This is a genomic window from Streptomyces antimicrobicus (genome assembly GCF_020532625.1).
GTDB classification, from domain to species: domain Bacteria; phylum Actinomycetota; class Actinomycetes; order Streptomycetales; family Streptomycetaceae; genus Streptomyces; species Streptomyces antimicrobicus.
Genome location: NZ_JAJAUY010000002.1, coordinates 103080 through 128530, shown reverse-complemented (window position 1 = coordinate 128530; position 25451 = coordinate 103080). Strand labels below are relative to the sequence as shown.

Here is a 25451-nt window from a genome sequence, read left to right as displayed (position 1 = left end):
GGTCCGGCCGCACGTGATCCGCACGGCGACGCTGGCGCTGGAGACGTCCGACGCCCAGCGGGCGCTGGCGGCGGCCCGGACGGCGGCGGAGGGCGCCGGCGGGTACGTCGGCGACGAGAGCACCGAACGCGCCAAGGGCGGCGCCGTGACCTCGACGATGACCCTGCGGGTGCCGAGCGAGCGCTTCGACGCGGTGCTGGCGGCCCTGGAGGGCACCGGAACGCTGCGCAGCCGCAAGGTCGAGGCGCAGGACGTGACCGAGAAGGTCACCGACGTGGATAGCCGGGTGCGGTCCGCGCAGGCCAGTGTGGCGCGGGTGCGGGAGATGATGGAGAAGGCGTCCGCGCTCAGCGACGTGGTGATGCTGGAGGGCGAGTTGAGCCGGCGTCAGTCGGATCTGGAGTCCCTGCTGGCGCAGCAGACCGCCCTGAAGGACAGGACCTCCCTGGGCACGATCACGCTGCGGGTGTCGGAGCCGGCGCAGCCGTCCGCCGAACGCAAGAAGTCCGAGCCGGGCTTCGCGGACGCGCTGAAGGGGGCCCTCCACGTCCTCGGGGCCGTCCTGAGGTGGCTGGTCGTGGCCGCCGGGGCGGTCCTGCCGTTCGCGGTGCTGGCGGGCCTGGCGGTGCTGGCCCGCCGGGCGTACCGCCGGCTGCGCCCGCGACCGGCGGCTCCCGCCGCTCCGGCCGCTCCCACCGCTCCCGCCGCTCCGGCCGCTCCCGCCGCTCCCGCCGCTCCGGCGGCTCCGGCAGCGGCGCCCCCGGCGGCTGCGGTGCCGGACGGCAGCAGGGCCGGCGAGGAGGCCTGACCGGGCCGCCGTACCCGCGGACCGGGGGCGGCGGCCGGGGCCGGGCCCGGGTGCGCTCTGGCGCGAAACAGCCGGAGCGCGCACCGGAGCGGCCCCGGACCGGCCGTCCCCTCGTAGCCTGTCGATCATCGCGGCGCTGTGGCCGCGGTGCGGTGACCGACGAGAGGCGGGGTGCGATGGAGCGGCTGGTGGTCGTGGGTGGGGACGCGGCGGGGATGTCCGCGGCGTCACAGGCCAGGCGGCTGAAGGGTCCGGCGGAACTGGAGATCGTCGCGTTCGAACGGTCGCACTTCACGTCGTACTCCGCCTGCGGGATCCCGTACTGGATCGGCGGCGGGGTCCCCGAGCGCGACGACCTGATCGCCCGCACCCCCGAGGAGCACCGGGCGCGGGGCATCGACCTGCGGATGCGCACCGAGGTGGTGGAGCTGGACGTGGCCGGCCACCGGGTGCGCTCGCGGGACCTGGAGTCGGGGGACGAGACCTGGACGGAGTACGACCGGCTGGTCCTGGCCACCGGGGCCCGCCCGGTGCGCCCGCGGATGCCGGGCATCGACGCGGCGGGCGTGCACGGCGTGCAGACCCTGGACGACGGCCAGGCCCTGCTGGAGACGCTGGAGCGGACCCCGGGCCGCCGGGCGGTGGTGGTCGGCGCCGGCTACATCGGCGTGGAGATGGCCGAGGCGCTGGTCGACCGGGACTACGAAGTGACGGTTCTGCACCGCGGTGAGCAGCCCATGGCCACCCTGGACCCGGACATGGGCACCCTGGTGCACCGCGCGATGAACGGCATGGGCATCCGTACGGTGGCCGGCGCGGAGGTCACCGCCGTTCGCACGGACGCCGAGGGCCGGGCCAGCGCCGTGGTGACGGCGGACGGGCGGACGTATCCGGCCGACGTGGTGGTGCTCGGCATCGGTGTGGAACCGAGGACCGAGCTGGCCCGGGCGGCCGGGCTGCCGCTGGGCGACTCCGGTGGTCTGCTGACCGACCTGTCGATGCGCGTACGGGGGCACGCGGACATCTGGGCGGGCGGGGACTGCGTGGAGGTGCTGGACCTGGTCGCGGGGCGGACCCGGCACATTCCGCTGGGCACGCACGCCAACAAGCACGGGCAGGTGATCGGCTCCGGGGTGGGCGGCGGCTACGCCACCTTCCCGGGGGTCGTCGGCACCGCGGTCAGCAAGGTGTGCGACCTGGAGATCGCCCGGACGGGCCTGCGCGAGAAGGACGCGCTGGCGGTCGGGCTGCGGTTCGTGACGGCGACGATCGTGTCGACGAACACGGCCGGCTACTACCCGGGGGCGGCCGGGATGACGGTGAAGATGCTCGCGGAGCGGCGGACCGGGCGGCTGCTCGGCGTGCAGATCGTGGGCGGGGCGGGCGCGGCCAAGCGGGTCGACGTCGCGGCGGTGGCGCTGACGGCGGGCATGACGGTCGAACAGGTCGTCGCCCTGGACCTGGGCTACGCCCCGCCCTTCTCGCCGGTGTGGGACCCGGTCCTGGTGGCGGCCCGCAAGGCCGCCTCGGCGGTCCGCTCGGCGGGCCACTGACCACGCCGGCAGCCCGGCGCCCGGGCCTTCGGGGGTCTCGCCCCCGAAGGCCCGGGCGGGCGCGGGCTCAGGCCCGGGTCGCGGTGTGGACGTAGTCCACCAGGCGGGTCAGGGCGTCCGGGTCCGTGGTCGGCAGCACGCCGTGGCCGAGGTTGAAGACGTGGCCCTCCAGGCCGGCGGCCGCCGCCAGCACCTCGTCCGTCTTGGCCCGCACCGCTTCCTCGGTGGAGAACAGGACCGCCGGGTCCAGGTTGCCCTGGAGCGCCTTGCCGGGCCCCACCCGCCGCGCGGCCTCGTCCAGCGGCACCCGCCAGTCCACGCCGACGACGTCCGCGCCGGCCTCGCCCATCAGGCCGAGCAGCTCGCCCGTGCCGACGCCGAAGTGGATGCGCGGGACGCCGTAGGAGGCGACCGAGTCGAAGACCTTGGCCGACGCCGGCATGACCGAGCGGCGGTAGTCCGCCGGGGCCAGCGCGCCGACCCAGGAGTCGAAGAGCTGGACGGCCGAGGCGCCCGCCTCGATCTGGACCTTCAGGAAGGCGGAGGTGATCTCCGCCAGGCGGTCGAGCAGGTCGGCCCACAGCTGCGGGTCGCCGTACATCAGCGCCTTGGTGTGCTCGTGGTTGCGCGAGGGACCGCCCTCGACCAGGTAGCTCGCGAGGGTGAACGGCGCCCCGGCGAAGCCGATCAACGGCGTGCCGCCCAGTTCACCCGTGAGCATGCCGATCGCCTCGGTGACGTATGCGACGTCCTCCGGGGTGAGGTCGCGCAGCTGTGCGAGGTCCTCGCGGCGGCGGATCGGCTGGGCCACGACCGGGCCGATGCCGGGCTTGATGTCCAGGTCGACGCCGATGGCCTTGAGCGGCACCACGATGTCGGAGAAGAAGATCGCCGCGTCCACCTTGTGGCGGCGCACCGGCTGCAGCGTGATCTCCGTGACCAGGTCGGGCCGCATGCAGGACTCCAGCATCGCGGTGCCCTCGCGGACCTGCCGGTACTCGGGCAGGGACCGCCCGGCCTGCCGCATGAACCACACCGGGGTGTGCGGCACCGGCTCCCGTCGGCACGCCTTCAGGAAGGCGGAGTCGTACGTCTGGCTCGGCTGGTTCGGCGCGGGCGTCGCGCCGGCGCGGGCGGAGCCTCGGTCGAGGGGAAGGTCGTAGGCGCTCACGCGCCAAATCTTCGCACGTATGAAGAAGTGGGCCCCCCGGGGCGGGTGTCCTTGCGCTGAACGGGGCCTTCTTCCGCCTAGTCTTCCCCGCATGGCTGCGGCTCAGGGACGATTTTCAGATGGCGCTGACGGCGGGGACAGCGCACGGGAGGGCCGGGAGGCTTCCGTCCCGCTCCCGTTCCGGCGGGCGGTCGAGGGCTTGAAGAAGGCCCGGCTGCGGTCCGCGGTCGAGCTGGAGCCGACCAGACCGCCCCAGCGGCTCGCGCCGTACGCGTACGCGCTGGAGGCGACGGTCGTCCAGGACGACGAGGACCTCGCCGACGGCAAACTGATCCTGCTGCACGACCCGGCCGGCCACGAGGCCTGGCGCAGCACGTTCCGGCTGGTGACGCTGGTGCGCGCGGAGCTGGAGCCGGAGATGGCGGGCGACCCGCTGCTGCCGGAGGTGTGCTGGTCGTGGCTGACCGGGGCGCTGGAGGCGCGCGGGCTGGCGTACGGGGAGCCGAGCGGCACCGTGACGATGGCGGGCTCGCACTACTTCGGGGGGCTGCAGGAGCGGCGGCCGTCGACGCAGATCGAGATCAGGGCCTCGTGGAGCCCGCGGGAGGGGGTGGGCGGGGTGCCGGACACCGCGGCCCACCTGACGGCGTGGTGCGAGCTGCTGTGCCAGGTGGCGGGGCTCCCGCCGGCCGGTCCGGCGGACGGCGGCGTGGTGTCCCTGCCGCTGCCGCAGCGCCGCGGCCCGCACCATCCCTAGACCCTGCTCCTCGCCCCCCACTCCCCCGCCCCGCCCGTCCGCCGCGCCGTCCCTGACACGCCGTCCGGTGACCCTGCGTCAGGGTCCGGGCAAGGCGTGCGTGCGGGTTCTGATCACCCGTGGGCGGTACGCGATCGTTCGCGGATCGATCGCCCGTCCGAATTGCCCGAATTGTTACTCACCAAATCGTGATCATTCCCTAAAGCCGGGCGGGTGACGTGCCGAAGGAGTGGTCAGTGACCATCCGCACGGTGCGCACCGGCTCCTTCCCCAGCCGGACGTCCCGCCACTCCCCCCAGGAGGCCTGGTGTCCGTTCTTCTTGAGCAGCCCGCAAGCCTGGTCGCCTACCGCCCGAACAAGCCGACCGCCATGGTCGTCGTGGCCGACCCCCGTGTCCGCTCCACCGTGACCCGCCACCTGTGGGCCCTCGGGGTGCGGGACGTGATCGAGGCGTCGTCCATCGCGGAGGCCCGTCCCCGTGTCGGCAGCCCGCGCGACATCTGCGTGGCCGACGTCCACCTGCCCGACGGCTCCGGCCTCACGCTCCTGTCCGAGACCCGTGCCGCCGGCTGGCCCAACGGGCTGGCCCTGTCCGCCGCCGACGACATCGGCGCCGTCCGCAACGCCCTCGCGGGCGGGGTGAAGGGCTACGTCGTCACCGGCACCCGGACCAACATCGGGCTGCCCTCCCGGCCCGGCGCCGCACCCATCGGTGCCGCGGCCGCCCGCATGCACCGCCGCCCCCCGGGTGCCCCGAGCCACCCGGGCGGCTACCGCGAGCTCTCCGGACGCGAGGTCGAGGTCCTGCGCCTCGTCGCGGAGGGCCAGTCCAACAAGGCCATCGGTGTCTCGATGGGCCTGTCCGCCCTGACCGTGAAGTCCCACCTCGCCCGGATCGCCCGCAAGCTGGGCACCGGCGACCGGGCCGGGATGGTGGCCGTGGCGCTGCGGACCGGGATCATCCACTGAACCCGGCCCGCGGCCCCCGGATAGCCCGTCCCGGACACCTCGGACAAGCCGGGCGGAGGTCGCGCCCCGGCTGACAGCGCCCGTCGACGGAACGTTCCGGCGACGGGCGCGTCGTGCGCACGGATACCCTTGAGCGGTGACCGACGCCCAAGAGACCGCAGCACACCTGCGCACCACCACCGGGGGCGGCCCCCCGGACGACGTCGTTGTTCCGTCCGATGGGCAACCGATCCCCTTGTTGGAGCCCCGCGAGGGAATCCCCGCGGTGGTCGCCGACGAAGAGGCCCTCGCCCGGGTGGTCGCGGCCTTCGCCGCGGGCACCGGCCCGGTGGCCGTGGACGCCGAACGCGCCTCCGGATACCGCTACGGCCAGCGCGCGTACCTCGTCCAGCTGCGCCGCGAGGGCGCCGGCTCCGCGCTGATCGACCCCGTGGGGTGCCCCGACCTGTCCGCGCTCGGCGAGGCCCTGTCCGGCACCGAGTGGATCCTGCACGCCGCCACCCAGGACCTGCCGTGCCTGCGGGACATAGGCATGGTGCCGACCTCGCTGTTCGACACGGAGCTGGCCGGCCGGCTGGCCGGCTTCCCCCGGGTCGGACTCGGCGCGATGGTCGAGAGCGTGCTCGGCTACGCGCTGGAGAAGGGCCATTCCGCCGTGGACTGGTCCACCCGCCCGCTGCCGGAACCCTGGCTGCGCTACGCCGCGCTCGACGTGGAGCTGCTGGTGGACCTGCGCGACGCCCTGGAGAAGGAGCTCGACCGGCAGGGCAAGCTGGAGTGGGCCCGGCAGGAGTTCGCGGCCATCGCCGCGGCGCCGCCCGCCCCGCCGCGCAAGGACCCCTGGCGCCGGACGTCGGGCATGCACAAGGTGCGCCGCCGCCGGCAGATGGCCGTGGTGCGGGAGCTGTGGGAGGCCCGCGACCGGATCGCCCAGCGGCGGGACGTCTCCCCGGGCAAGGTGCTCGGCGACGCCGCGATCGTGGAGGCGGCACTCGCCCTGCCCGCGAACGTGCACGCGCTGGCGGCGCTGCCCGGCTACGGGCAGCGGATGGGCCGGCGGCAGCTGGAGCAGTGGATGGCCGCGGTGGACCGGGCCCGGGCGCTGCCCGAGAACGCGCTGCCGCAGCCCGGCGCGACCCCGGCCGGTCCCCCGCCGCCGCGGTCCTGGGCCGACAAGGACCCGGCGGCCGCGGCCCGGCTGGCGGCGGCGCGGGCCGCCGTGACCGCGCTGGCGGAGGAGCTGAACCTGCCGCAGGAGAACCTGATCACCCCGGACACCGTGCGCCGGCTGTGCTGGGAGCCGCCGTCCCCGGTCTCCGCCGCGTCCGTGGCGGAGGCCCTCACCGGCTACGGCGCCCGCCCCTGGCAGGTCGAGCTCGCGACCCCGGCCCTGCTCACAGCCCTGGCGGCCACGGCCTGACCCGGCTCCCCCGCCCGGCCTCCGGCCCCCCGGCTCCGCGCCGGGGGGCCGGGGCACGCCCGGCGACCGCGTGCCCGGCCCCTCCGGGTGTCCGCGCGACCACGTGTCCGCGCGACCACGTGTCCGACCGACCGCATGCCCGGCCCACCGCCGCCGCGATATTCCGGTGACCGCCGCGCCCCCGCGCGCCTACCGTCGGCGGCATGACCGTCACCGTGCCGCCCTCCCCCACGGCCACCGGCCGCTGGCCCGCGATCGCCGCCGCCTGCGTCACCGTCGTCCTGTGGGCCTCCGCCTTCGTCTCGATCCGCAGCGCCGGCGCGTCCTACTCGCCCGGCGCCCTCGCGCTCGGCCGGCTGCTGACCGCGAGCCTCGTGCTCGGCGCCGTCTGCCTGGTGCGGCGGGTCGGACTGCCGCCCCGCGCGGCCTGGCGCGGGATCGTGACCTCCGGCCTGCTCTGGTTCGGCGGCTACATGGTGCTGCTGAACTGGGGCGAGCGGGAGGTGGACGCCGGCACGGCGGCCATGGTGGTCAACATCGGCCCGGTGCTGATCGCCCTGCTCGGCGCCCGGCTGCTCGGCGAGGGCCTGCCCCGCCCGCTGCTGCTCGGGATGGCCGTCTCCTTCGCCGGCGCGGTGGTCGTGGGCCTGTCCACCTCCGGCGGCGGCCACGCCTCCCCGCTGGGCGTGGTGCTGTGCCTGCTCGCCGCCGTGTCGTACGCCGCCGGCGTGGTCGCGCAGAAGCCGGCCCTGGCCCATGCCGGCGCGCTCCAGGTGACGACGTACGGCTGCTTCGTCGGCACCCTCGCCTGCCTGCCGTTCGCGGGCCGGCTGCTCGACGAGGTCGGGCGGGCCCCGCTCGGCGCCTCCCTGAACATGGTCTACCTGGGCCTCTTCCCCACCGCGCTGGCGTTCACCACCTGGGCGTTCGCCCTGGCGCGCACCACGGCGGGCCGGATGGGCGCCACCACGTACGTGGTCCCGGCCCTGGTCGTGCTGATGTCGTGGCTCGCGCTGGACGAGGTACCGGCGCTGCTCACCCTGGCCGGTGGCGCGCTGTGCCTGGCCGGGGTGGCGGTGTCCCGGCACGTGCCCCGCGGCGGCCGGGGCCCGGGCGGAGTGTGACCTTCGCCGCTGTTGGGGGCAGGGGTGTGCACATTGGTTACCCGCAAGTAGCATGGGCCGGGTGAGCGCGCGCTCAGCCGACGCCGGCTGGTACGGCGCGCCGCGCAGCAGTAGTGCACACCCGCACCCTGGAGGAGAGCCATCGTGCCTCGTACCGTCAGGGACGTCGTCTTCGTCGACGGCGTCCGCACCCCGTTCGGCAAGGCGGGCCCGAAGGGCATCTACCACGAGACCCGCGCCGACGACCTCGTCGTGAAGGCGATCCGGGAGCTGCTGCGCCGCAACCCGGGCCTCGACCCCAAGAAGATCGACGAGGTCGCGATCGCCGCCACCACGCAGATCGGCGACCAGGGCCTGACGCTCGGCCGTACGGCCGGCATCCTCGCCGGGCTGCCGCAGTCCGTCCCGGGCTACTCCATCGACCGCATGTGCGCCGGCGCCCTGACCGCCGTCACCTCGGTCGCCGGCTCCGTCGCCTTCGGCGCCTACGACGTCGCGATCGCCGGTGGTGTCGAGCACATGGGCCGTCACCCCATGGGCGAGGGCGTGGACCCGAACCCGCGCTTCGTCTCCGAGAAGCTCGTCGACGAGTCCGCCCTGTTCATGGGCATGACCGCCGAGAACCTGCACGACCGCTACCCGACCATCACCAAGCAGCGCGCCGACGAGTACGCCGTGCGCTCGCAGGAGAAGGCCGCCAAGGCGTACGCGGACGGCAAGATCCAGCAGGACCTGGTGCCGATCTCGGTCCGCCGCACCAACCCCGAGGCCGGCGAGACCGGCTGGGGCCTGGTCACCGCCGACGAGCCGATGCGCCCGGGCACGACCCTGGAGAACCTCGCGGGCCTGAAGACGCCGTTCCGCGTCCACGGCCGGGTCACCGCCGGCAACGCGGCCGGCCTGAACGACGGCGCCACCGCCTCGCTCATCGCCTCCGAGGACTTCGCGCGCGAGAACGGCCTGCCGGTCAAGATGCGCCTGGTCTCCTACGCCTTCGCCGGCGTCGAGCCCGAGGTCATGGGCTACGGCCCGATCCCGGCCACCGAGAAGGCGCTGGCCCAGGCGGGCCTGTCCATCTCCGACATCGGCCTGTTCGAGATCAACGAGGCCTTCGCGGTCCAGGTCCTCGCGTTCCTGGAGCACTACGGCATCGCCGACGACGACACCCGCGTCAACCAGTACGGCGGCGCCATCGCGTTCGGCCACCCGCTCGCCTCCTCCGGTGTCCGTCTGATGACGCAGCTGGCCCGCCAGTTCGAGGAGCAGCCGGAGGTCCGCTACGGCCTGACCACCATGTGCGTCGGCTTCGGCATGGGCGCCACGGTCATCTGGGAGAACCCGCACCACAAGGACGCCGGAGGCGACAAGTGAGCACCACCGCTGAGCTTCTCAAGGGCGCGGCCGAGCTGTTCCCGGACGAGGTCGTCACCCAGGCCCACGTCCGCCACCTCGACCTGCCGTTCGGCGCCGGGCGCTTCGCGCTGATCACGCTGGACAACGGCTTCGACCACACCAAGCCGACCACCTTCGGCCCGCAGTCGCTGGCGAACCTGAACGCCGCCCTGGACCAGGTCGAGGCCGAGGCCGCGAGCGGTGCCGTCGTCGGCGTCGGCATCACCGGCAAGCCGTTCATCTTCGCCGTCGGCGCCGACCTCAAGGGCGTCGAGCTGCTGAAGAACCACGACGAGGCCCTGGCCATCGGCAAGGGCGGCCACGACGTGTTCAAGCGTCTGGCCGCGCTCGCCGTCCCCACCTTCGCCTACTACAACGGCGCGGCGATGGGCGGCGGTGTCGAGGTCGGTCTGCACTGCACCTACCGCACCGTCTCCAAGGCGCTGCCGGCCTTCTCGCTCCCCGAGGTCTTCCTGGGCCTGGTCCCGGGCTGGGGCGGCTGCACGATCCTGCCGAACCTGATCGGCGCGGAGAAGGCGGTCTCGGTGATCATCGAGAACTCGCTGAACCAGAACAAGCAGCTGCGGGGCAAGCAGGTCTTCGAGCTCGGCATCGCCGACGCGCTGTTCGAGGGCGCCGACTTCCTGGAGCAGTCCCTGCTGTGGACCGCCAAGGTCCTCAAGGGCGACATCACCGTCGAGCGTCCCGAGATCGACCGCGGCGAGGCCTGGGACCAGGCCGTCGCCAAGGGCCGGTTCGTCGCCGACTCCAAGGTGCACGGCGCGGCCCCGGCGGCGTACCGCGCGCTGGACATCATCGCGGCGTCCAAGGACGGCGACCTGCAGAAGGGCTTCGACGCCGAGGACCAGGCCCTGGCCGACCTCATCATGGGCGGCGAGCTGCGCTCCGGCATCTACGCCTTCAACCTGGTGCAGAAGCGCGCCAAGCGCCCGGCCGGTGCCCCGGACAAGAACCTGGCCCGCCCGGTCACCAAGGTCGGCGTCGTCGGCGCGGGCCTGATGGCCTCGCAGCTGGCGCTGCTGTTCCTGCGCCGCCTGGAGGTGCCGGTGGTCCTCACCGACATCGACCAGGAGCGCGTCGACAAGGGCGTGGGCTACGTCCACGCCGAGATCGACAAGCTGCTCGGCAAGGGCCGCATCAACCAGGACAAGGCCAACCGCCTCAAGGCCCTGGTGACCGGTGTCCTGGACAAGGCCGAGGGCTTCGCGGACGCGGACTTCGTCATCGAGGCCGTGTTCGAGGAGATGACGGTCAAGCAGAAGGTGTTCGCGGAGGTCGAGGCGGTCGCCCCGGCGCACGCGATCCTCGCCACCAACACCTCCTCGCTGTCGGTGTCGGAGATGGCGTCCAAGCTCCAGCACCCGGAGCGCGTGGTCGGCTTCCACTTCTTCAACCCGGTCGCGATCCTGCCGCTGCTGGAGATCGTCCGCGGCGAGCAGACCGACGACGCCTCGCTGGCCACGGCCTTCGCCGTCGCCAAGAAGCTGAAGAAGACCGCGGTCCTGACCAAGGACGCCCCGGCGTTCGTCGTGAACCGCATCCTGACCCGCTTCATGGGCGAGATCCAGAACGTCATCGACGAGGGCACCCCGGTGGCCACCGCCGAGAAGGCTGTCGAGCCGCTCGGCCTGCCGATGTCGCCGCTGGTCCTGCTGGAGCTGGTCGGCCCGGCCATCGGCCTGCACGTCTCCGAGACCCTGAACCGCGCCTTCCCGGAGCGCTTCACGGTCTCCCCGAACCTCAAGCGGGTGGTGGAGGCCGGCAAGCGCGGCTTCTACGTCTACGACTCCGGCAAGCCGGAGCTGGACCCCGAGGTCGCCGCGCTCCTGCAGCAGGGCGACACCGTCCTGACGGAGGAGCAGGTGCGCGCCCGCGTCCTGGACGCGGTGGCGCAGGAGATCGGCCTGATGCTGGAGGAGGGTGTCGTGGCCGAGGCCCAGGACATCGACCTCTGCCTGATCACGGGCGCCGGCTGGCCCTTCCACCTGGGCGGCATCACGCCGTACCTGGACCGCGAGGGCGTCTCGGAGCGCGTCAACGGCAAGCGCTTCCTCGCCCCGGGCGTCGCCAGCGTCCCGGCGTGACCCACGCCTGAAAGGGCCCGCCCCCGCACCGGTGACCGGTGCGGGGGCGGGCCCTTTGTGCGCCACCTCGGCCGGCTACTGGCGGAAGCGGAACGTGCCCTGGTAGAGCTCGTGGTCGGACTCCGGGAAGCGGGTGGTGCGGGCGGCGGGGGCCGTGAAGTGCTCCTCGGTGGCGAAGATGTAGTCGATCTTGCGCCCGTCGGCGGCGGTCGGGGCCCCGTTGCGGCAGCGCGAGACCTGCTTCGGGTCGCACCGCACCCCGCCCGCCGCGCCGAGCCGGAACCACGCCTTGTCGGTCTCGTCCGCCTCGGTGAACCGGCCCGTCGGCTCCCCGGGGTCCTTCTCCCCGCGCGTGTGCGCGTAGATCCCCGCCATCGAGGCCTCGTTGGGCTGCTGGTTGAGGTCGCCCGCGAACACCACCGGCAGCTGTGCGGGGAAGGCGGTGGTGTCGGCGAACCACTCGTGCGCCTGGGCCATCTGTCCCGGTTCGGTGCCGCCGTGCGCCCCGCACAGCACGAGCTGCCGGCCGCGGGCGGTCGTCGGCGCGCACAGCACGCCCCGGCGCACCGGCTCCACCCGCCCCTGGGCCTCGTACTCCTCGTCGCCGGTCGCGGTGAAGGGACGATACTGCACGGGGCCGGTCAGCGGCTGCCGGGAGAAGACGGCCAGCCCGTAGGAGCTGTCGCCGCCGCAGGCCGGAACGTTGTCGTGCATCTGCGCGTAGGCCCCGGACATCCGCCAGCCCTTCAGGGCGAGCAGCAGTTCCAGCTCCTCGTACTGGGCCCGGCACACCTCGTTGACCGTCAGCAGGTCGGGCCGCCGGTGCGCGGCCTCCCCCGCCAGCCGGGCCACCGAACTGCCCTCGTGGGTGGCGCCCCGGTTGGCGCAGTTCTGGGCGGCCCCGCAGATGTTCCAGTGCAGCACGGTGACCGTCTGCGCGGCCCGCCGCTGCCGCTCGGCCTCGTCCTTGCGTACGAGTCCCACCGCGCCGGCGGCCGCCGCCAGGGCCAGGGTCACCGCGACGGCGAGCAGCCGACGGCGCATCATATGGTCCGGTCCGGACCGAGCGGACTGCCCACCTCGGGGCTGAGCGCGCGACGCACGTGGAGGCGGCCGTCCGCGCCGAGCACGGCGGCCACCAGGTGCCCGGCCGCGTCGAGGGCCAGTGAGGGGGCCTGGACGAACGGGTCGCCGCTCTCGCGCCAGCGCGGCCCGGAGACGTCCTTGTCCCGGAACGGCAGCGACACGGTGAGCCGGCCGGTGGCGCTGCGGTGCGCCAGGAAGATGTCGCGGGCGCCCCGGCCGGGCGCCCACAGCGCGGCGATCGGCCCGGTTCCGCCGGCCCCGCCGACCCCGGCGGGGCCGCCGGGCCAGAGCCCGGTCTCGTGCTGGCGGTAGGCCATCACCTGCTGGGTGCCGGCCTCGCGGAAGTACAGGGCGGTGCGGCCGCCGCCGGAGTCCACGGCGGTGATGCCCCCGGTGGCCACCACACCCGTCTTGAGGGTCCGGTCGAGGTGGAAGTCGCCGCCCGGCTCGCTCTGGTACCAGCGGTGGACGGCGCTCTTGCCGGGCACGTAGACCTCGACGGTGCCGGCCTGCGTGGTGTGCGCGACACCGGCGTCCTGGACGAACGAGGCTCCCAGCCGCTCCCAGGGCCGCCAGCCGCCGTACTGGTCCTGCCGTCGCATGGCGACGCCCTGGGCGAAGTCCCGGGCGAAGACGTGCAACCGGCCGGCCCCGTCCACCGTGGCCATCGGAACGCCGAGTTCACGGGCGCGGCGGCCGTCGGGGTGACCGGCGTCGGGGTTGCCGAGCGGGACCCAGTCGGTGAAGCCCTGGCCGAACTCGTCCTGTTCGGCGAGGACCAGCTCGGGTGCGGACGCGGGCGCGTGCGGTGCCTGCCGGCGCAGCGCGACCACCCGGGCCGGACCGCCCGGGACGCCCGCGACGGCGAGCGACGGCGCGAACCAGCCGTCCTGGGCGAGCGGGTACGGCCCCCACCAGATGCCGGACGCCGGCGCGGACTCCGTCCAGAACATCGGCCGGCCCGCGAGCACCGCGAACGCGTTCAGCCGGCCGCCGGGGCCGAGCCGCAGCCAGCCGGTGCCGGGCGAGTAGCGGGCGGCGCAGCTGCGCATGTGGGTGCTGCGGTAGGGGTTCGGGCCGAGCTGGCGGTCGCCGCACTGCGCGCAGCGGCCCTCGGGGCACCGGTCGCTGCCCAGGCCCGCGTAGACGCCGAGGTAGTCGGCCTTCTCGTCGAGCTCCGGCTGGTCGAGGTTCTGGCCCCAGAAGCGGTTGGCGTACGCCCTGTAGTACTCGACGGCCGGGGCGGGCGCGTCCGTGGCGCGGTGGCGCTGCAGGGCGGCCATCGTGAACTCGGCGGCGCAGGTGTGGTCGGGGTGGTCGGACTGGACGTAGCCCTCCTTGCCGCCGTCGTGCTCGGGGTCGGGGTCCAGCGTGCGCACGACGGTCGGCCGCAGCTCGGCGAGCAGCGCGGTCAGTCCCGCCAGCACCGTCTCGCGGTCGAGGTGCTGCACCCCGGCCACCGGCGAGCCCGGCACCGGCAGGGTGGGCTGCAGCGGCACCGTGCCGTCCCACAGCTCGAAGACGCGGGTGCGCGCTCCGGCACCGCCGGCCTGGAAGGCACCCATGTGCAGCTGGCAGAAGTACAGCCGCACGTCCGGCCGGGCCTCCAGCGTGCAGCGCTCCACGACGAAACCGGGGACGAGCTCGACCGCCTCGCGCCGCCAGGCGGCGTCGCGGTCGCCGGTGGCCATCCGGCCGTAGGCCGAGCGCAGTCCGCAGCCGCGGGCGGCGCTGTAGCCGGCGTGGTCCGGGGTGGCCCGGGAACGCTCGGGGTCGTTCGTGTCGACGTTGATCCCGTCGCCCTCGCCCGCGGTGAGCACCACGGTGGTGACCCGGTCACCGCCCTGGAGGGAGCGGACCAGGTCCGGGTTCATGAAGTACAGGTCGTCGTCCTGGTGCGCGACGATGTGCACGATCGAACGGGCTGAGGTCATCGGTCCACCACATTCATTGCCATGGCCCCGGACACGGAGCAGTACGGCCGGACCCGGACCGGCCGCGACGGATAGATCTGGACAAAGCGCGGGTCCTCCAGCTCCTTGACCGGCACGGCCGGGTAGGCGAAGGCGCTCTTGACGTCGGGGAAGTCCTCGAACAGGTGGCACACGCGCACCCGCCGCCGCAGCCGCGGATCCGGCTCGACCCACCAGTCCCAGTCCTCCCACCGCTCCAGCCGGCTCTCGACGGCCTGCTGGAGCGGGAGCCGCGCGTGGAACTCGCCACCGGGCCGGATCTCGGCGGGGACGGACAGTTCGGCCCGGTGGTGGCCGCGCCGGGTGAGGACCAGGCGGGCACCTGGGGCCGTCCGCAGGGCGCCCATCAGGACGGCGGACACGTCGATGGTGTCGTCCCCGACCCGTACGGCGCGGACCTCGGCGTGCGAGGCCCGGTGGATGGTGCGCAGCATGAGCTTGCCGCCCGGCAGGGCGTAGGGCAGGTTCCACAGCACGGGGCCGCCGTCGGTGCCGTCGGCCAGCATCCGGGCGCGTACGTCGAGCAGCGCGCGGGTGTCGCGGATGCCGGCCCGGACGTGGACCAGCTCGCCCTTGGCGGAGCGCACCAGCACCTTCCAGCGGCCGTCGCCCAGGTGGGTCAGGGCCTCGGGGCCGATCTCGGCGGTGCAGCGGGTGCCGCCGTTGTCGCGGGCGGTGCGCTCGGTGGCCAGCGGCAGGTCGGGCCGCCGCTTGGCGGCGGGCGCCTGTTCGCGCAGCAGGAAGCTCCAGCGGTGCCGGCCGTCGGTCGGCCCGTCCAGGCGCAGGGCGAGCCGGGCGTGGCCGACCGCGGTGACGTGGCAGACCGCGTCGCGCACGGTGGCCGGTGCGGCGCTGGTGCCCGGGGCGCGGCCGAGCGGCTTGGCCGAGGGCGCGCGGTAGCCGCGGCCGGCCGTGGCGGTGCGGCGGCGGGCGGCGTCCTCGAACAGCTCGACGTAGCGGGCGGCGATCACGGCGGGGTCGTAGCGGGCGGAGTTGCGCAGGGCGGCGTGCGCCATCCGGCGGCGCAGGCCCGGGTCGGCCATGAGGGCGCGCAGCCCGGCGGCGACGGCGTCGGCGTCGCCGTTGGTGACGAGCAGGCCGTCCTCGCCGTGCCGGACGATCTCGCGCGGGCCGACGGGGCAGTCGGTGGAGACCACCGGCAACCCGCAGCGCATGGCCTCGACCAGGGTCATGCCGAACGACTCGGCGCTGGAGGTGACCGCGGCGATCGAGCCCTTGGCCCACTCGGACTCGATCGGGGAGAAGCCGCCCATCAGCAGCACCTGCCCGGCCACGCCGAGGTCGTGGACGAGGGTGCGCAGCCGGCCGGCCTCGCCGCCGTCGCCGTAGATGCGCAGGTGCCAGTCGGGGAAGTCCCCCGCGAGCTGGGCGAAGGCGCGCAGCAGCAGGTCGTAGCGCTTGACGCGGTGCATCCGGCCCGCGGCGACGATGATCTTGCGGTCCTCGTCGGTGGCGGGGCGCACCTCCGGCTCGGGCACGCTGTTGGGGATGGCGACCACGGGCAGGTCCGGCGGGACCGGCGTGTGCTCCAGGAAGGAGCGGGCGTCGGCGTCGGTGACAGTGGTGACGGCGTCCAGGCGGGGGTAGACCCGGGCCATCTCGGCGCGCACGGCCGGCGGGACGGCCAGGTGGGTCATGTGCTCCTGGGCGACGCGCAGGGCGGAGTCGCGGGTGTACCGCGCGACGAACAGGTTGAGGCTGGGGCGGGTGCCGACGACGACATCGGCGTTCGTCTTCGTCAGGTACTCGATGATGCGCCGGTCGGACAGCTCGCTGTACTGGCCGTGGAACTCCTCCTGCCGCGGGACCACGGCCGTCGGCGTCCCGAGCAGCGGGTCGCCCCGGTCGGCGCCGGCCGGGCCGGGCCGCAGGTCGACCAGGGGCCGCACGGTGACCTGGGGCGAGATCTCGAACCGGGGGGCGGCGTTGGTCCGCCGGAAGACGGAGACGATCTCCACCTCGTGGTCGGCGGAGAGCGCCTCGGCGAGGTTGATGACGGTGCGGTTGGTGCCGCCGATGCCGTAGATGTTGTTGATCAGGAAGGAGATCTTCATCGGGCCGGGGACTCCTTCCGTTCGAACGGGCCGGGCACCGGGAAGTAGGCGTCGAGGAAGTCGCGCACCATCCGCGCCTGGCGCTCGACGTCCCGGCCGTCGGAGACCGTGTCGTTGATGCAGAAGGCCTGGCGGTCGCGGCGGGCCAGCAGGATGCCGAGCCGGCGCTCGATCTCGGGGCGGTCCAGGGCCAGGTAGGCGTGGCTGATGTCGGAGGGGACGGCCCGGCCGGTGAGGTAGGCGTAGTAGTGGTACAGCGAGGACGGGATGGAGATGTCGGTGGCGCTGCGGAACCGGCTGGCGCCGGTGGCCCGGTGGACGTCGGCGAACCGGTGCTCGATCTCCAGCAGCAGCGAGCGGCGCAGCGGGTACGGGGCGTGCCGCAGCTTCTGCACGAGGGTCGGGCCGAAGGTCTCCTCGATCAGGCGCCGGTTGTTCTTGCCGGCCGCGTCGACCGGGCGGTCCAGGGGGCTCGGGGCGTCGTAGGGGACCTGGGAGGGGGACAGGAAGGCGCGGGTCATGCCGTTGGAGAGGAAGAAGTCCTGCGGGGTGACGGGGGTGCCGAGGAACATGTCGTCGTTGAAGTACAGGAAGTGCTCGGCCAGGCCGTCGATGTGGTGCAGCCGGCTCTCTATGGCGTGCGAGTTGAAGGTGGGCAGGGCGGCGGGGTCCTCGAAGATCTCGGTGTGGTCGACGACGGTCAGCCGCGGATGGCCCTCCTCCAGCCAGGCCGGACGCTGGCGGTCGGTGACCAGGAAGACGTGGCGGACCCAGGGGGCGTTCTGCTCCAGGGAACGCAGGGAGTACCGCAGTTCGTCGCGGTTGATGTACCGGGCGGGGTTGGCCGCCTCGGCGTGGTAGCCGCCGTCGCCGTGGGCGCGGCGGCGCTCCTGCCAGACCGGGTCGCTGCCGTCGACCCAGGTGTAGACGACGTCGACGGGGAAGCGTATGTCCTCGGGCAGGGCCGCCGCGTACGGCCGCAGGGTGCGGACGGCGCGGGTGCGGCGGGTGTGCCGCGCGGCGAACGGGGTCAGCCGGGCGACGGGCACCTCCACGCGCGGGGTGTCGGCGGGGACCTCGTCGGTGACCCGGTTGGGGCGGGGCGCCACCAGGTGCCGGTGCTCGTCCTGCCAGAACTCGATGTCGGTGCCGAACTCCAGGCCGAGGGAGAGGGAGCCGCCCGGGTCCCGCCAGAGCATGCCCACGCGCAGCACGCCGGCCTCGGCGGACATCCGGCGGGCGCGGCGGGAGCCGGTGAGCGCGCTGCGGTCGCCGGGGCGGGGCCGGTCGCCGCGGGCGACGTACAGCGGGCAGCGGCGGCCGCTCGCGGTGAGCGCGGCCGTGACCCGGGCGCGGTCGGCGGCCCGGACGGCGAAGCAGGCACGGAAGGCGTCGGTCCCGCGGACGGCGAAGTAGTCGATCCCGGCTTCCTCCAGGGCGCTCACGACGAGTTCGAGGTTGGCCTCGCGCAGTCCGAGCGGGGAGGCGGTGGGCCGGACCAGGGCGATCCGGGCGCCGCGGTCGAGGAGGGCGGCGAGCCGCTCCCCCTGGTCGAACAGGTGCGGCCAGCGTCGCCGGGCGCGACGGGTGCGCAGCGCCCGGCCGAGCCCCACCCCGAGCTGCAGCCGCCGCAGCAGCCGCTTGACCAGGGCCCGCAGCCGCGGCGGCACCCGCCGGGCCAGCCCGCGGCGCAGCGCGCCGGGCAGCAGCGTGCGGTAGGCGGCCACCAGCGAGGAGGCCTCGGGATTCATCAGCGCCACGGGCCACCGCCACGGTGCTGCGCCCCGTCCGACGCGGGGGCGGGCGGGCGCCCCGCGGCGGGGCGGGGGTAGCGGGCGCGGGGGTGGTCGGCCGCGGGGTAGCCCACCAGGACGGCGGCGGGCCGCGCGGCGCCGGCGGCGTCGGCGCTGTCGCCGAAGGCGGCGGCCGGGTGGGCGGCGTCCGGGTCCGGGGTGTGCGGGTCCGGGGTGTGCGGGTCCGGGATGTGCGGGTGCGCCGCCTGCGGGGGCGCGGCGTCCGGGTGAACGGCGTCCGGGTGCGCGGGCGCGGGGGCGGGGCCGGGGGGGGGGGGGGGGCGGGGGGCCCCCCGGGGCCCCTGGGGGGGGGGGGGGGGGGGGGGCCGCGGGCGCCGGGGGGGGGGGGGGCCCGGGGGGGGGGGGGGGGGGGGGGGGGGGGGGGGGGGGGGGGGGGGCGGCGGCGGGCGGGGCCGGGGGGCGCGGGGGCGGGGCCCCCCCCCCCCCCGCCCCCGCCGCCCCCCCCCCCCCCCCCCCCCCCCCCCCCCCCCGCGCCGGCCCACGGGAAAGGATCAGCCTGCGACGGGCCGGAAGATCCCGCCGGGGATGATCACCGGACGGTCGATCGTCCTGAAGCGGTACTCCATGGTGACGTCATCGATCAGGAACGGCATCCGGTTCGCCGCGTCCTCGATCACGGTGAAGCTGATGTTCACCTTCTGCGGGGAGGACCGGTAGAAGGCGTCGGGCAGCGTGACCGTCACCCGCTCGTAGGAACCGCTCGTCCCGCCCTTGTTCATGCGGTCGTGCAGCTCGTACGGCGTTCCGTCGTCCGCCGTGGCCTCCACGACCAGCTGGCGGAAGCCGAAGCCGGACGTCCCGCCGGCCACGACGTCGCTGCGGACCCAGAACGACAGCACCGGCACCCGGTACGCCGGGACGGTGACCTGCTGGGAGATGCGGCTCATGCCGGTCAGGCCCTGGCCGCCCAGCTCCGCCTTGCCGGTGCCCGAGCGGGCCGGCCATGCGGAGGAGTTGTTGATGGGGTGCCCGCCGAACGGGGTCACCTTCTCGTGCCAGGACGCGTTGCCGCTCTCGAAGCCGGCGTTGACCACCTCGGACGTACCCGCGCTGGCGCTCGGTGCGGCCACGAACACGCCCGTGGCCGCCACGGCGGTGGCGGCGGCGAGCATGCTCGCTCTCCGCGCTCTCTTTCTCATGGATCTCCTGGCTGCTTGTCGTCTTCCGAACGGGGACGCGCCGCAACAGCCGGGCGGCCGGCCCCCGTACGCCCCGACGGAACGTCAAAGGCGCTGCGGCGGGCCCTGCCCGACGAGCACGGTAGTCAGCCGTCTCGGCCGCGGCGCACACTGTAGCGCCTGGGTACGACCATCCGATCCCGCGGTCCGCCGGTCCCGTGCGGTCAGCCGGCGGAACACCAGCGCCTACACCGGCTCCGTGGAGTCCGGTCGTCGCGCGAGCGATGAGTTCGGGCGGCGAAGCGGGTCTGCCTCGGCATGACGGAAACCCTCACCGACGTCGCCCCCCGGGGCGGCAGCACCACGATCGGCAGGTGACGCGGTGGCCACGAGCGACGTCCGCATCCACGTCCACGGCATCGCCCTGGGCATCGAGTCCTTCGGCGACCCCGACGCGCCCCTCGTCCTGCTCGCGGGCGGGACGACGATGCTCTCCTGGCCCGACGCGCTGTGCGAGCGCCTCGCCGCCGGCGGGCGCCGCGTGGTGCGCTACGACCTCCGCGACAGCGGGGAGTCGACCACGGTGGACCCCCTGGCGCCCGCCTACACCCTGCGCGGCCTCGCCGCCGACGCGGCGGCCCTCGTGCACGCCCTCGGCGGGGGACCGGCGCACCTCGCGGGGATCGGCGTCGGCGGGATGGTCGCCCAGGTGGCCGTGCTCGACCACCCCGGCGCGTTCTCGGCGCTCACCCTGGTCGGCACCCGCCCGGTCGCCCCCGGCCCGCCCGACGAGGACCTCCCCGACCATGACCAGGAGACGATGAGCCGGCTGTTCGCGCGCCCGATGCCCGACTGGGCCGACCGCGAGGCGGTCGCGGAGTTCGCCGCCACCGGCGCGCGGATCCGAGGCGACGACCCCGCCGCGGCGCGCGCGACGGCCGAGCGCATCTGGGACCGCACGCCGGGCACCGCGCCCCCGGTCCAGATGGCCAACCACCTGGGCCTCGTCTTCTCCCGGCTCGACTGCGCACCCCGCTGGCGCGAGCGCCTGCCCGAGATCGACGTCCCCACGCTCGTCGTCCACGGCCGCCACGACCGGTTCTTCCCCGTCGGCAACGCCGAGGCGCTCGCGCGTGAGATCCGCGGAGCGCGGCTGCTCGTCCTCGAAGGGGCCGCCACCGCGGTCCCCGACGCGGCGGTCGGCGAGGTCGCCGAGGCGATGCTGGCGCTCGTAGGAGGACCGCGGACGCCGTGACACCCTGTACCCCCGGATGCCAGTTCGGTTAGGCTTACCTAGCCTGACCGTAGGTTCGGATCAGGTGCCGCACGCGGCGAACCACAGGACGTACGGGCAGAGGCAGGGCACAGGTGCGAGACGGTGACCGGGCTTGTCCGCGTCGTGCGCCCGCTGGAGCGGGACACCGGACGCGGACGTCGGGCCTGCCGGACTGCGGGGCGGAGCTCGGGACGAGGCGTCGTGGATAAGATCGCGCTGACGGCCGGAGCCCTGTACCTGATCGTCCTGCTCCGCGCCGGAGGGACGTTCGCCGTCGGATGGCTCGCCGGCGCCGGTGCCCGGCGCAGCAGGTTCGCCGAGCGGATCTCCTCGGCGAAGTTCCAGCGCGTGGAACGGGCGATCCAGCGGTGGGGCGCGCCGGTGGTGGCCGTCTCCTTCCTGACCGTCGGCCTCCAGACCGCCGCCAACTTCCTGGCGGGCAGCATGCGCATGCCGCTGCCGCGCTACCTCCCCGCCCTGTTCCTCGGCGGAGCGGCGTGGGCCCTGCTCTACGCGACCGCGGGCATCGGCGTGCTCGAAGTGCTGAGCAGGCTCTTCGCCGAACGGACGGCCCTCGGCGTGTCCGCCGTGGCCGTCCTCGTCCTCGCGGTGTGCGGAACGCTGATCCACCGCAGAAGAAGGACGTCCCGCCACTCCGGCGCCCCCACGCCCGACCAATCCTGACCCGGCCCCCGTACGGCCACCGCGAGTGGGGGAGAGGCGCGGGCGCCCCCGACCGGCCTCAGCCCGACGCGGCGGCGCCGCCGTCCGGACGGCGCGCGCTTTCCCAAGCCTGAGCCAGACCGGCTCTGACCGTGGCGTCCAGACGGCGGTCACGGACACCGCACACCTGCGTGGAACGCGCACTGACGTAGATCCGGCCGTCCTTCAGCACGGTCGTGGACGGCTCCCTGGGCGCGGCCCGGCCCGTCGGCACCTCGGAACGGGCGCCGATCCTCCAGTCCAGGCCGTTGTCGCTGTGCTAGAAGACGGCACCGCTGTACGACTGGGTGACACCGTTCGCCACGACGTCCCGGCGGTACTCACCCGAGACCACGTACGGACCCGACGGCAGCTTCACCGCCTTGCCGGGGCCGATCGAGAGCCACTTCCCGTCGCGCTCGTCGAGGTTCCCCAGCGCCCGCTTCTCGGCGACCAGGTCGATGTCACCCGCGTCGCCGCAGTGGTCGAACCCCGCTTCGGCGCTGGCCAAAATCCCCTTCGCGGTGGGGACGAGCTGGGGGATCCGGAAGCACTTGTAGCCCTCCGAGTCGGCCGCGAACGGCTGGGAGGCGACGGGCTGCGCGACGGCACCTGCACGGCCGGGGTCCTTGCTCTGCCCGACCCGCGGCAACGGCGTTCGGGTGATGCGGGATCGTTCCGCCGCACCGCCCGGGGTGGCGGCGCCCCTACGCCCCGCCGGGTCACGGTTAGCGTCTGAGGGCCCGGCAGGCCGGCGGACGACCTCCTCGCGGTTCCCACGGCTTCCCTGGCCGGGCGGCTCGCCCCGCGGGCGCGTTCCGCGGAGGTTCGGCGCACCACTGACGACGGCCGGGAGAACAGCGTGTCCACACCCTCGACGATCGACCACACCGCCACGAAGCACAGCCCTCAGCTCGCGTACTGGATGGTCCAGGCCGCCGACCTCGCCTACAAGAACGAAGCCACCATCGACGCCAAGGCCCGCGACTGGGGCTTCGACCGGGTGCGTCACCACCACACGCGGTTCACGCCGCCGTTCCCGCTGGAGGACACGCAGGCGTACACGATCGCCAGCGACAAGATGATCATCACCGGGTTCCGGGGTACGGAGCCCGCGCAGATCCGCGACTGGCTCTCGGACGCCACCACACCCCCGTGGCCGGGGCCGGCCCGGACCGGCTACGTCCACTACGGCTTCGGTCAGGCCCTGGACTCCATCTTCCCCACCGTCAAGGACGCTGTCGCCGAATTCCGCGACAACGACCAGACCGTGTGGTTCACCGGCCACAGCCTCGGCGGCGCACTCGCCATGCTGGCCGGCTGCCGCATGTACCTGGAGGAGCCGCGCCTGCAGGCCGACGGCATCTACACCTACGGCCAGCCCCGCACCTGCGACCGGCTCCTGGCGGCGTCCTGCAACAAGGGCTTCAAGGACCGCCTGCACCGCTACGTCAACAACAACGACATCGTCCCGCAGCTGCCGCCCGAGCCCGCCTACACGCACGTGGAGACCCTGCACTACATCGACGCCAGCGGCCGCGTCCGCTCCTCGATGCCGGTGCTGGGCGCGTTGACCGACCGGGTCAAGGGCGCGACCGCCGACCTCCTGGCACCCGCCGGCGACGGCCTGCGCGACCACCCCATCAAGCAGTACGTCGCCGCGATGGAGAAGAACCTCGCCTGACCCCGCCGACCCCCGGGCAGGCCCGGTCAGCGGCCCGAGCCTGCCTGCGGCCCGCACACCCGGGGCGGTCACGCAGCGGCGCCACCCGCCGGCCCCGCCGTCCTCGTGCGCGACTCCACCGTCCCCGCCCGCGACACGAGGCGCCACGCCCGGGCCGAGTGTCGGCTCGGGCGCGGAACGCCGAGGAGAAGGAACAGCGGTGGCGGCGGCCCGAGACCCCGCGCCGACGGCTGTACCGCGTGCTCGTATCGTTCGGCACGTGAGTGTGTTCGATGTTTCCGCTGACCGGTCCGAGCTCGTCGTCCGTAGCCCGACGACCCCGACGACGTACGTCCGGTTCTCCGACTGGGCACGCCTGGACGAGCACGAGATCACGCTGGCGGTGGAAGTCGAGGCGGACGGCCTGCGCGCACGGCTCGACTCGGTGCACGTGTCGGTGTGGGACCGCGCCGGGGATTTGACCGAGTTCCTGGACGACCTGGCGACGGACTTCCGGGGATGGGAGGGGGAGAGGACGTGGGTGACCCATCACCTCGTCCTGACGGCGACCTTCCGCACCGGTGGCCATGTCCAGCTGAGCTGGGGCCTGCGCTTCGGGCTCTTCGCCGAGGACGCGTGGGAGTGCTCGGTCGCCACCACCCTCGAAGCCGGTGAGCAGATGTCCCAGCTGGCCGCTGACATGCGGAGCTTCCTCCACCAGGGGTAGCTGCGCCGCCCTTGATCGGGTCCGCGGTCAGGCCCCACGGGCACCGGCGAGGTGGCGCTCGGCCCCTGCAGCGCCTCGCCGGGACCGCCGTTCCCGCACCGCTGCCTGAATGCACTGCTCCTCCCTTTGTTCGAGTGCTGTGAAGTGCGCCTCAGCGGGCGGTGGCGGTGGTTGAGCCGCCCGCAGCCCAGCGGGCGAGAGTGGCGGTGGCGCGTTCGGTGTCGTTCGGACGCAGGGACGTGATCGAGACGTGGTGGTTGCCCTCCTGGACCTCGTACAGGTACGAGTCGCGGGTCCCCTTGCCCAGGCGGAAGGGTTCGGCCACGGCGATGTCGTTCTCGCCGTTGACGAACATGAGCGTCCTCCCGTGCAGCCGCACCCAGCGGTCGATGTCCGCCATCGCCCCGGCCCGGAAGCGCAGCGGTATCTCCCGCGGCACGTAGGAGCGCACTTCCTGCACCCCGGGATGGCGGAGCAGGTCGGCCAGGTGCGGGGCGGCGAAGTGGACGTAGCCCAGCTGGGTGCCCAGTTGGTAGAAGTACGGCCTGTACGCCGCGAGGGTCTGGTCGGCGTAGACCGGGAGCTGGGTGACCTTCGCGATCCAGGCGTAAAGGGTGTCGTCGTCCGTGGCACCGGCCGGCGGGATCGTGGCGCAGGCGCCCTCCGGCTGGTGCATCCAGAACATCATCGGCAGCCGCAGTACGGCGAGTTCGAAGGCCCTGTCCGTGCTGCCCACCGTACTGAAGGTGGCCTTCGCTCCCTGCGCCCACTGCCCGTACCGCTGGGTCATCGCCTCACGGCGCACCAGTGCCTGGCGCTGCACGCTCCTGAGGGCCTCGCGGCACTCGGAAGTGCCGAGCTGTTCCAAGCGGGCGTCGTAGGCGCTGTCGTCGCGGTCGTCCACGTTGTTGGGCGCGCTGTACGCGACCGTGCCGGCCACGTCGTCGGGGTAGAAGCGGCGGTGGTAGACGGCAGTCATGCCGCCCTTGCTGCCGCCCGTCGAGATCCACGCCTTGCCGTACACCTTCTTCAGCGCCTTGATCAGCCGGTGGTGGTCGCTCGCCGCCTGCCAGATGTCGAGGGTGGACCAGTCGCCGCTCGCCGGCCGGGACGTACCGAAGAACCGCTGCTCGGTCGTGATCTGGTTGGCGTCCAGCAGGACGGCGGGCTCCGACAGCCGCTGCGGGGACGAGCCCAGGTCGTAGCCGCTCGAGTAGAGCACCATCGGCTTGTCGAGCGACTTGTGGACGAGGGTCACCCGCTGCTCGAAGGAGCCGCGGTCGGGGTGGCGGTGGTCGGAGGGCTGGCGGAAGGAGAGGTCCAGGACGGTCTGCCCCGGGGCTCCTTGGCGCTCGCCGAGCAGCTGCATCCCGGGAACCGCTCCGATCCGCGCGCGGATGTCGCCGCCACCTGGTGGTGAGCCCTCGGCCAGGGCCAGAGCCGGGGCGGGGGCGGTCGCCGCGCCCAGCCCCAGGACCGCCGTCAGCGCAACGGTGGCCAGGCGTCGTATCGTCCTCGTCCGGGCAGTCGTCGTCGCCCATGTCGTCCTCGTCCGTGCCGTCGTCCTGCGCGTGACCGGTGGCCGCTGGGTGTTGTGCGTGGTCGGTGTGCTCTTCGCGTTCTTCATGGGTCCAGAGAACCGCGTTCGGCGGGTGGGCTTGATCCCCCGCGAGGGGAAAACATCTCCCCCGTACGGGGGAGGACGGGGTGCCCCCGC

General features: G+C 74.1%; 20 protein-coding genes. 12 read left to right on the top strand and 8 right to left on the bottom strand.

Annotation, left to right across the window (positions count from 1 at the left end; genetic code table 11):
• Together LG632_RS01200 and LG632_RS01195 are read left to right on the top strand one after the other, a co-directional pair.
• The coding region (locus LG632_RS01200) for a DUF4349 domain-containing protein (RefSeq protein ID WP_226724406.1) at window positions 1–808 on the top strand (808 nt) is incomplete at its 5' end.
• Between the two features lie 176 nt (window positions 809–984).
• Entirely contained in the window at window positions 985–2361 is a 1377-nt protein-coding gene (locus LG632_RS01195; RefSeq protein WP_226724413.1) for an FAD-dependent oxidoreductase, read from the top strand.
• 67 nt (window positions 2362–2428) lie between these two features.
• On the opposite strand, the gene hemE is transcribed toward LG632_RS01195, so the two are convergent.
• Entirely contained in the window at window positions 2429–3436 is a 1008-nt protein-coding gene (gene hemE, locus LG632_RS01190) for a uroporphyrinogen decarboxylase (RefSeq protein WP_226724412.1), read from the bottom strand.
• Between the two features lie 187 nt (window positions 3437–3623).
• Between hemE and LG632_RS01185 the strand changes: the two genes are divergently transcribed.
• The 6 genes from LG632_RS01185 to LG632_RS01160 all read left to right on the top strand — a co-directional run bounded on the left by LG632_RS01185 (window position 3624) and on the right by LG632_RS01160 (window position 11300).
• On the top strand, window positions 3624–4289 hold the full coding sequence (locus LG632_RS01185; RefSeq protein ID WP_226724405.1) for a DUF3000 domain-containing protein: 666 nt from the start codon (window positions 3624–3626) through the stop codon (window positions 4287–4289).
• A gap of 307 nt (window positions 4290–4596) precedes the next feature.
• A complete protein-coding gene (locus LG632_RS01180; RefSeq protein ID WP_069922445.1) occupies window positions 4597–5259 on the top strand; it encodes a helix-turn-helix transcriptional regulator in 663 nt (220 codons plus the stop codon).
• A gap of 136 nt (window positions 5260–5395) precedes the next feature.
• Window positions 5396–6679, top strand: a complete 1284-nt coding sequence (locus LG632_RS01175) for a ribonuclease D (protein ID WP_226724404.1) — start codon at window positions 5396–5398, stop codon at window positions 6677–6679.
• Window positions 6680–6882: 203 nt separating this feature from the next.
• Window positions 6883–7803 carry a DMT family transporter gene (locus LG632_RS01170; RefSeq protein WP_226724403.1) on the top strand — a complete coding sequence of 307 codons (921 nt, stop codon included), beginning with the start codon at window positions 6883–6885 and terminating at the stop codon, window positions 7801–7803.
• A gap of 144 nt (window positions 7804–7947) precedes the next feature.
• A complete protein-coding gene (locus tag LG632_RS01165) occupies window positions 7948–9174 on the top strand; it encodes a thiolase family protein (RefSeq protein ID WP_226724402.1) in 1227 nt (408 codons plus the stop codon).
• The gene (locus tag LG632_RS01160; RefSeq protein WP_226724401.1) at window positions 9171–11300 is read left to right on the top strand and encodes a 3-hydroxyacyl-CoA dehydrogenase NAD-binding domain-containing protein; all 2130 of its coding nucleotides are present in this window, start codon (window positions 9171–9173) and stop codon (window positions 11298–11300) included. Before LG632_RS01165 ends, LG632_RS01160 begins: the two co-directional genes overlap by 4 nt.
• A gap of 75 nt (window positions 11301–11375) precedes the next feature.
• On the opposite strand, the gene LG632_RS01155 is transcribed toward LG632_RS01160, so the two are convergent.
• From LG632_RS01155 to LG632_RS01135, 5 genes are all read right to left on the bottom strand, one after another.
• Window positions 11376–12347 (bottom strand): endonuclease/exonuclease/phosphatase family protein, encoded by a 972-nt coding sequence (locus tag LG632_RS01155; RefSeq protein ID WP_226724400.1) that lies wholly within the window; start codon window positions 12345–12347, stop codon window positions 11376–11378.
• Window positions 12344–14320: a PIG-L family deacetylase gene (locus LG632_RS01150; protein ID WP_226724399.1), complete on the bottom strand. Its 1977-nt coding sequence runs from the start codon at window positions 14318–14320 to the stop codon at window positions 12344–12346. Before LG632_RS01150 ends, LG632_RS01155 begins: the two co-directional genes overlap by 4 nt.
• Window positions 14317–16434 (bottom strand): glycosyltransferase family 4 protein, encoded by a 2118-nt coding sequence (locus tag LG632_RS01145; RefSeq protein ID WP_226724411.1) that lies wholly within the window; start codon window positions 16432–16434, stop codon window positions 14317–14319. Before LG632_RS01145 ends, LG632_RS01150 begins: the two co-directional genes overlap by 4 nt.
• Window positions 16431–18194, bottom strand: a complete 1764-nt coding sequence (locus tag LG632_RS01140; protein ID WP_374203370.1) for a stealth family protein — start codon at window positions 18192–18194, stop codon at window positions 16431–16433. The genes LG632_RS01145 and LG632_RS01140 overlap by 4 nt, the downstream gene beginning before the upstream one ends.
• Before the next feature lie 545 nt (window positions 18195–18739).
• A complete protein-coding gene (locus LG632_RS01135; protein WP_226724398.1) occupies window positions 18740–19387 on the bottom strand; it encodes a hypothetical protein in 648 nt (215 codons plus the stop codon).
• A gap of 361 nt (window positions 19388–19748) precedes the next feature.
• Between LG632_RS01135 and LG632_RS01130 the strand changes: the two genes are divergently transcribed.
• Both LG632_RS01130 and LG632_RS01125 read left to right on the top strand, forming a co-directional pair.
• Window positions 19749–20621, top strand: coding sequence for an alpha/beta fold hydrolase (locus LG632_RS01130; RefSeq protein WP_226724397.1), 873 nt, complete (start codon window positions 19749–19751; stop codon window positions 20619–20621).
• Between the two features lie 222 nt (window positions 20622–20843).
• Window positions 20844–21326, top strand: a complete 483-nt coding sequence (locus tag LG632_RS01125; protein WP_226724396.1) for a DedA family protein — start codon at window positions 20844–20846, stop codon at window positions 21324–21326.
• 298 nt (window positions 21327–21624) lie between these two features.
• On the opposite strand, the gene LG632_RS01120 is transcribed toward LG632_RS01125, so the two are convergent.
• A complete protein-coding gene (locus LG632_RS01120) occupies window positions 21625–21996 on the bottom strand; it encodes a sialidase family protein (RefSeq protein ID WP_226724395.1) in 372 nt (123 codons plus the stop codon).
• 210 nt (window positions 21997–22206) lie between these two features.
• On the opposite strand from LG632_RS01120, the gene LG632_RS01115 reads away from it, so the two are divergent.
• The gene (locus LG632_RS01115) at window positions 22207–23028 is read left to right on the top strand and encodes a lipase family protein (RefSeq protein WP_226724394.1); all 822 of its coding nucleotides are present in this window, start codon (window positions 22207–22209) and stop codon (window positions 23026–23028) included.
• A gap of 259 nt (window positions 23029–23287) precedes the next feature.
• Window positions 23288–23734: a DUF6228 family protein gene (locus LG632_RS01110; protein WP_226724393.1), complete on the top strand. Its 447-nt coding sequence runs from the start codon at window positions 23288–23290 to the stop codon at window positions 23732–23734.
• Window positions 23735–23885: 151 nt separating this feature from the next.
• Here the strand turns inward: LG632_RS01110 and LG632_RS01105 are convergent, their stop codons facing one another.
• Complete coding sequence (locus LG632_RS01105; RefSeq protein WP_226724392.1) at window positions 23886–25361, bottom strand: S28 family serine protease; 1476 nt, start codon at window positions 25359–25361, stop codon at window positions 23886–23888.
• Between the last annotated feature and the right edge of the window lie 90 nt (window positions 25362–25451).

Coding starts and splice junctions, on each gene's coding strand:
- LG632_RS01135 (WP_226724398.1), bottom strand. CDS start 19,387: ATGAGAAAGAGAGCGCGGAGAGCGAGCATGCTCGCCGCCGCCACCGCC.
- LG632_RS01170 (WP_226724403.1), top strand. CDS start 6,883: ATGACCGTCACCGTGCCGCCCTCCCCCACGGCCACCGGCCGCTGGCCC.
- LG632_RS01185 (WP_226724405.1), top strand. CDS start 3,624: ATGGCTGCGGCTCAGGGACGATTTTCAGATGGCGCTGACGGCGGGGAC.
- LG632_RS01195 (WP_226724413.1), top strand. CDS start 985: ATGGAGCGGCTGGTGGTCGTGGGTGGGGACGCGGCGGGGATGTCCGCG.
- LG632_RS01105 (WP_226724392.1), bottom strand. CDS start 25,361: ATGAAGAACGCGAAGAGCACACCGACCACGCACAACACCCAGCGGCCA.
- LG632_RS01155 (WP_226724400.1), bottom strand. CDS start 12,347: ATGATGCGCCGTCGGCTGCTCGCCGTCGCGGTGACCCTGGCCCTGGCG.
- LG632_RS01150 (WP_226724399.1), bottom strand. CDS start 14,320: ATGACCTCAGCCCGTTCGATCGTGCACATCGTCGCGCACCAGGACGAC.
- LG632_RS01145 (WP_226724411.1), bottom strand. CDS start 16,434: ATGAAGATCTCCTTCCTGATCAACAACATCTACGGCATCGGCGGCACC.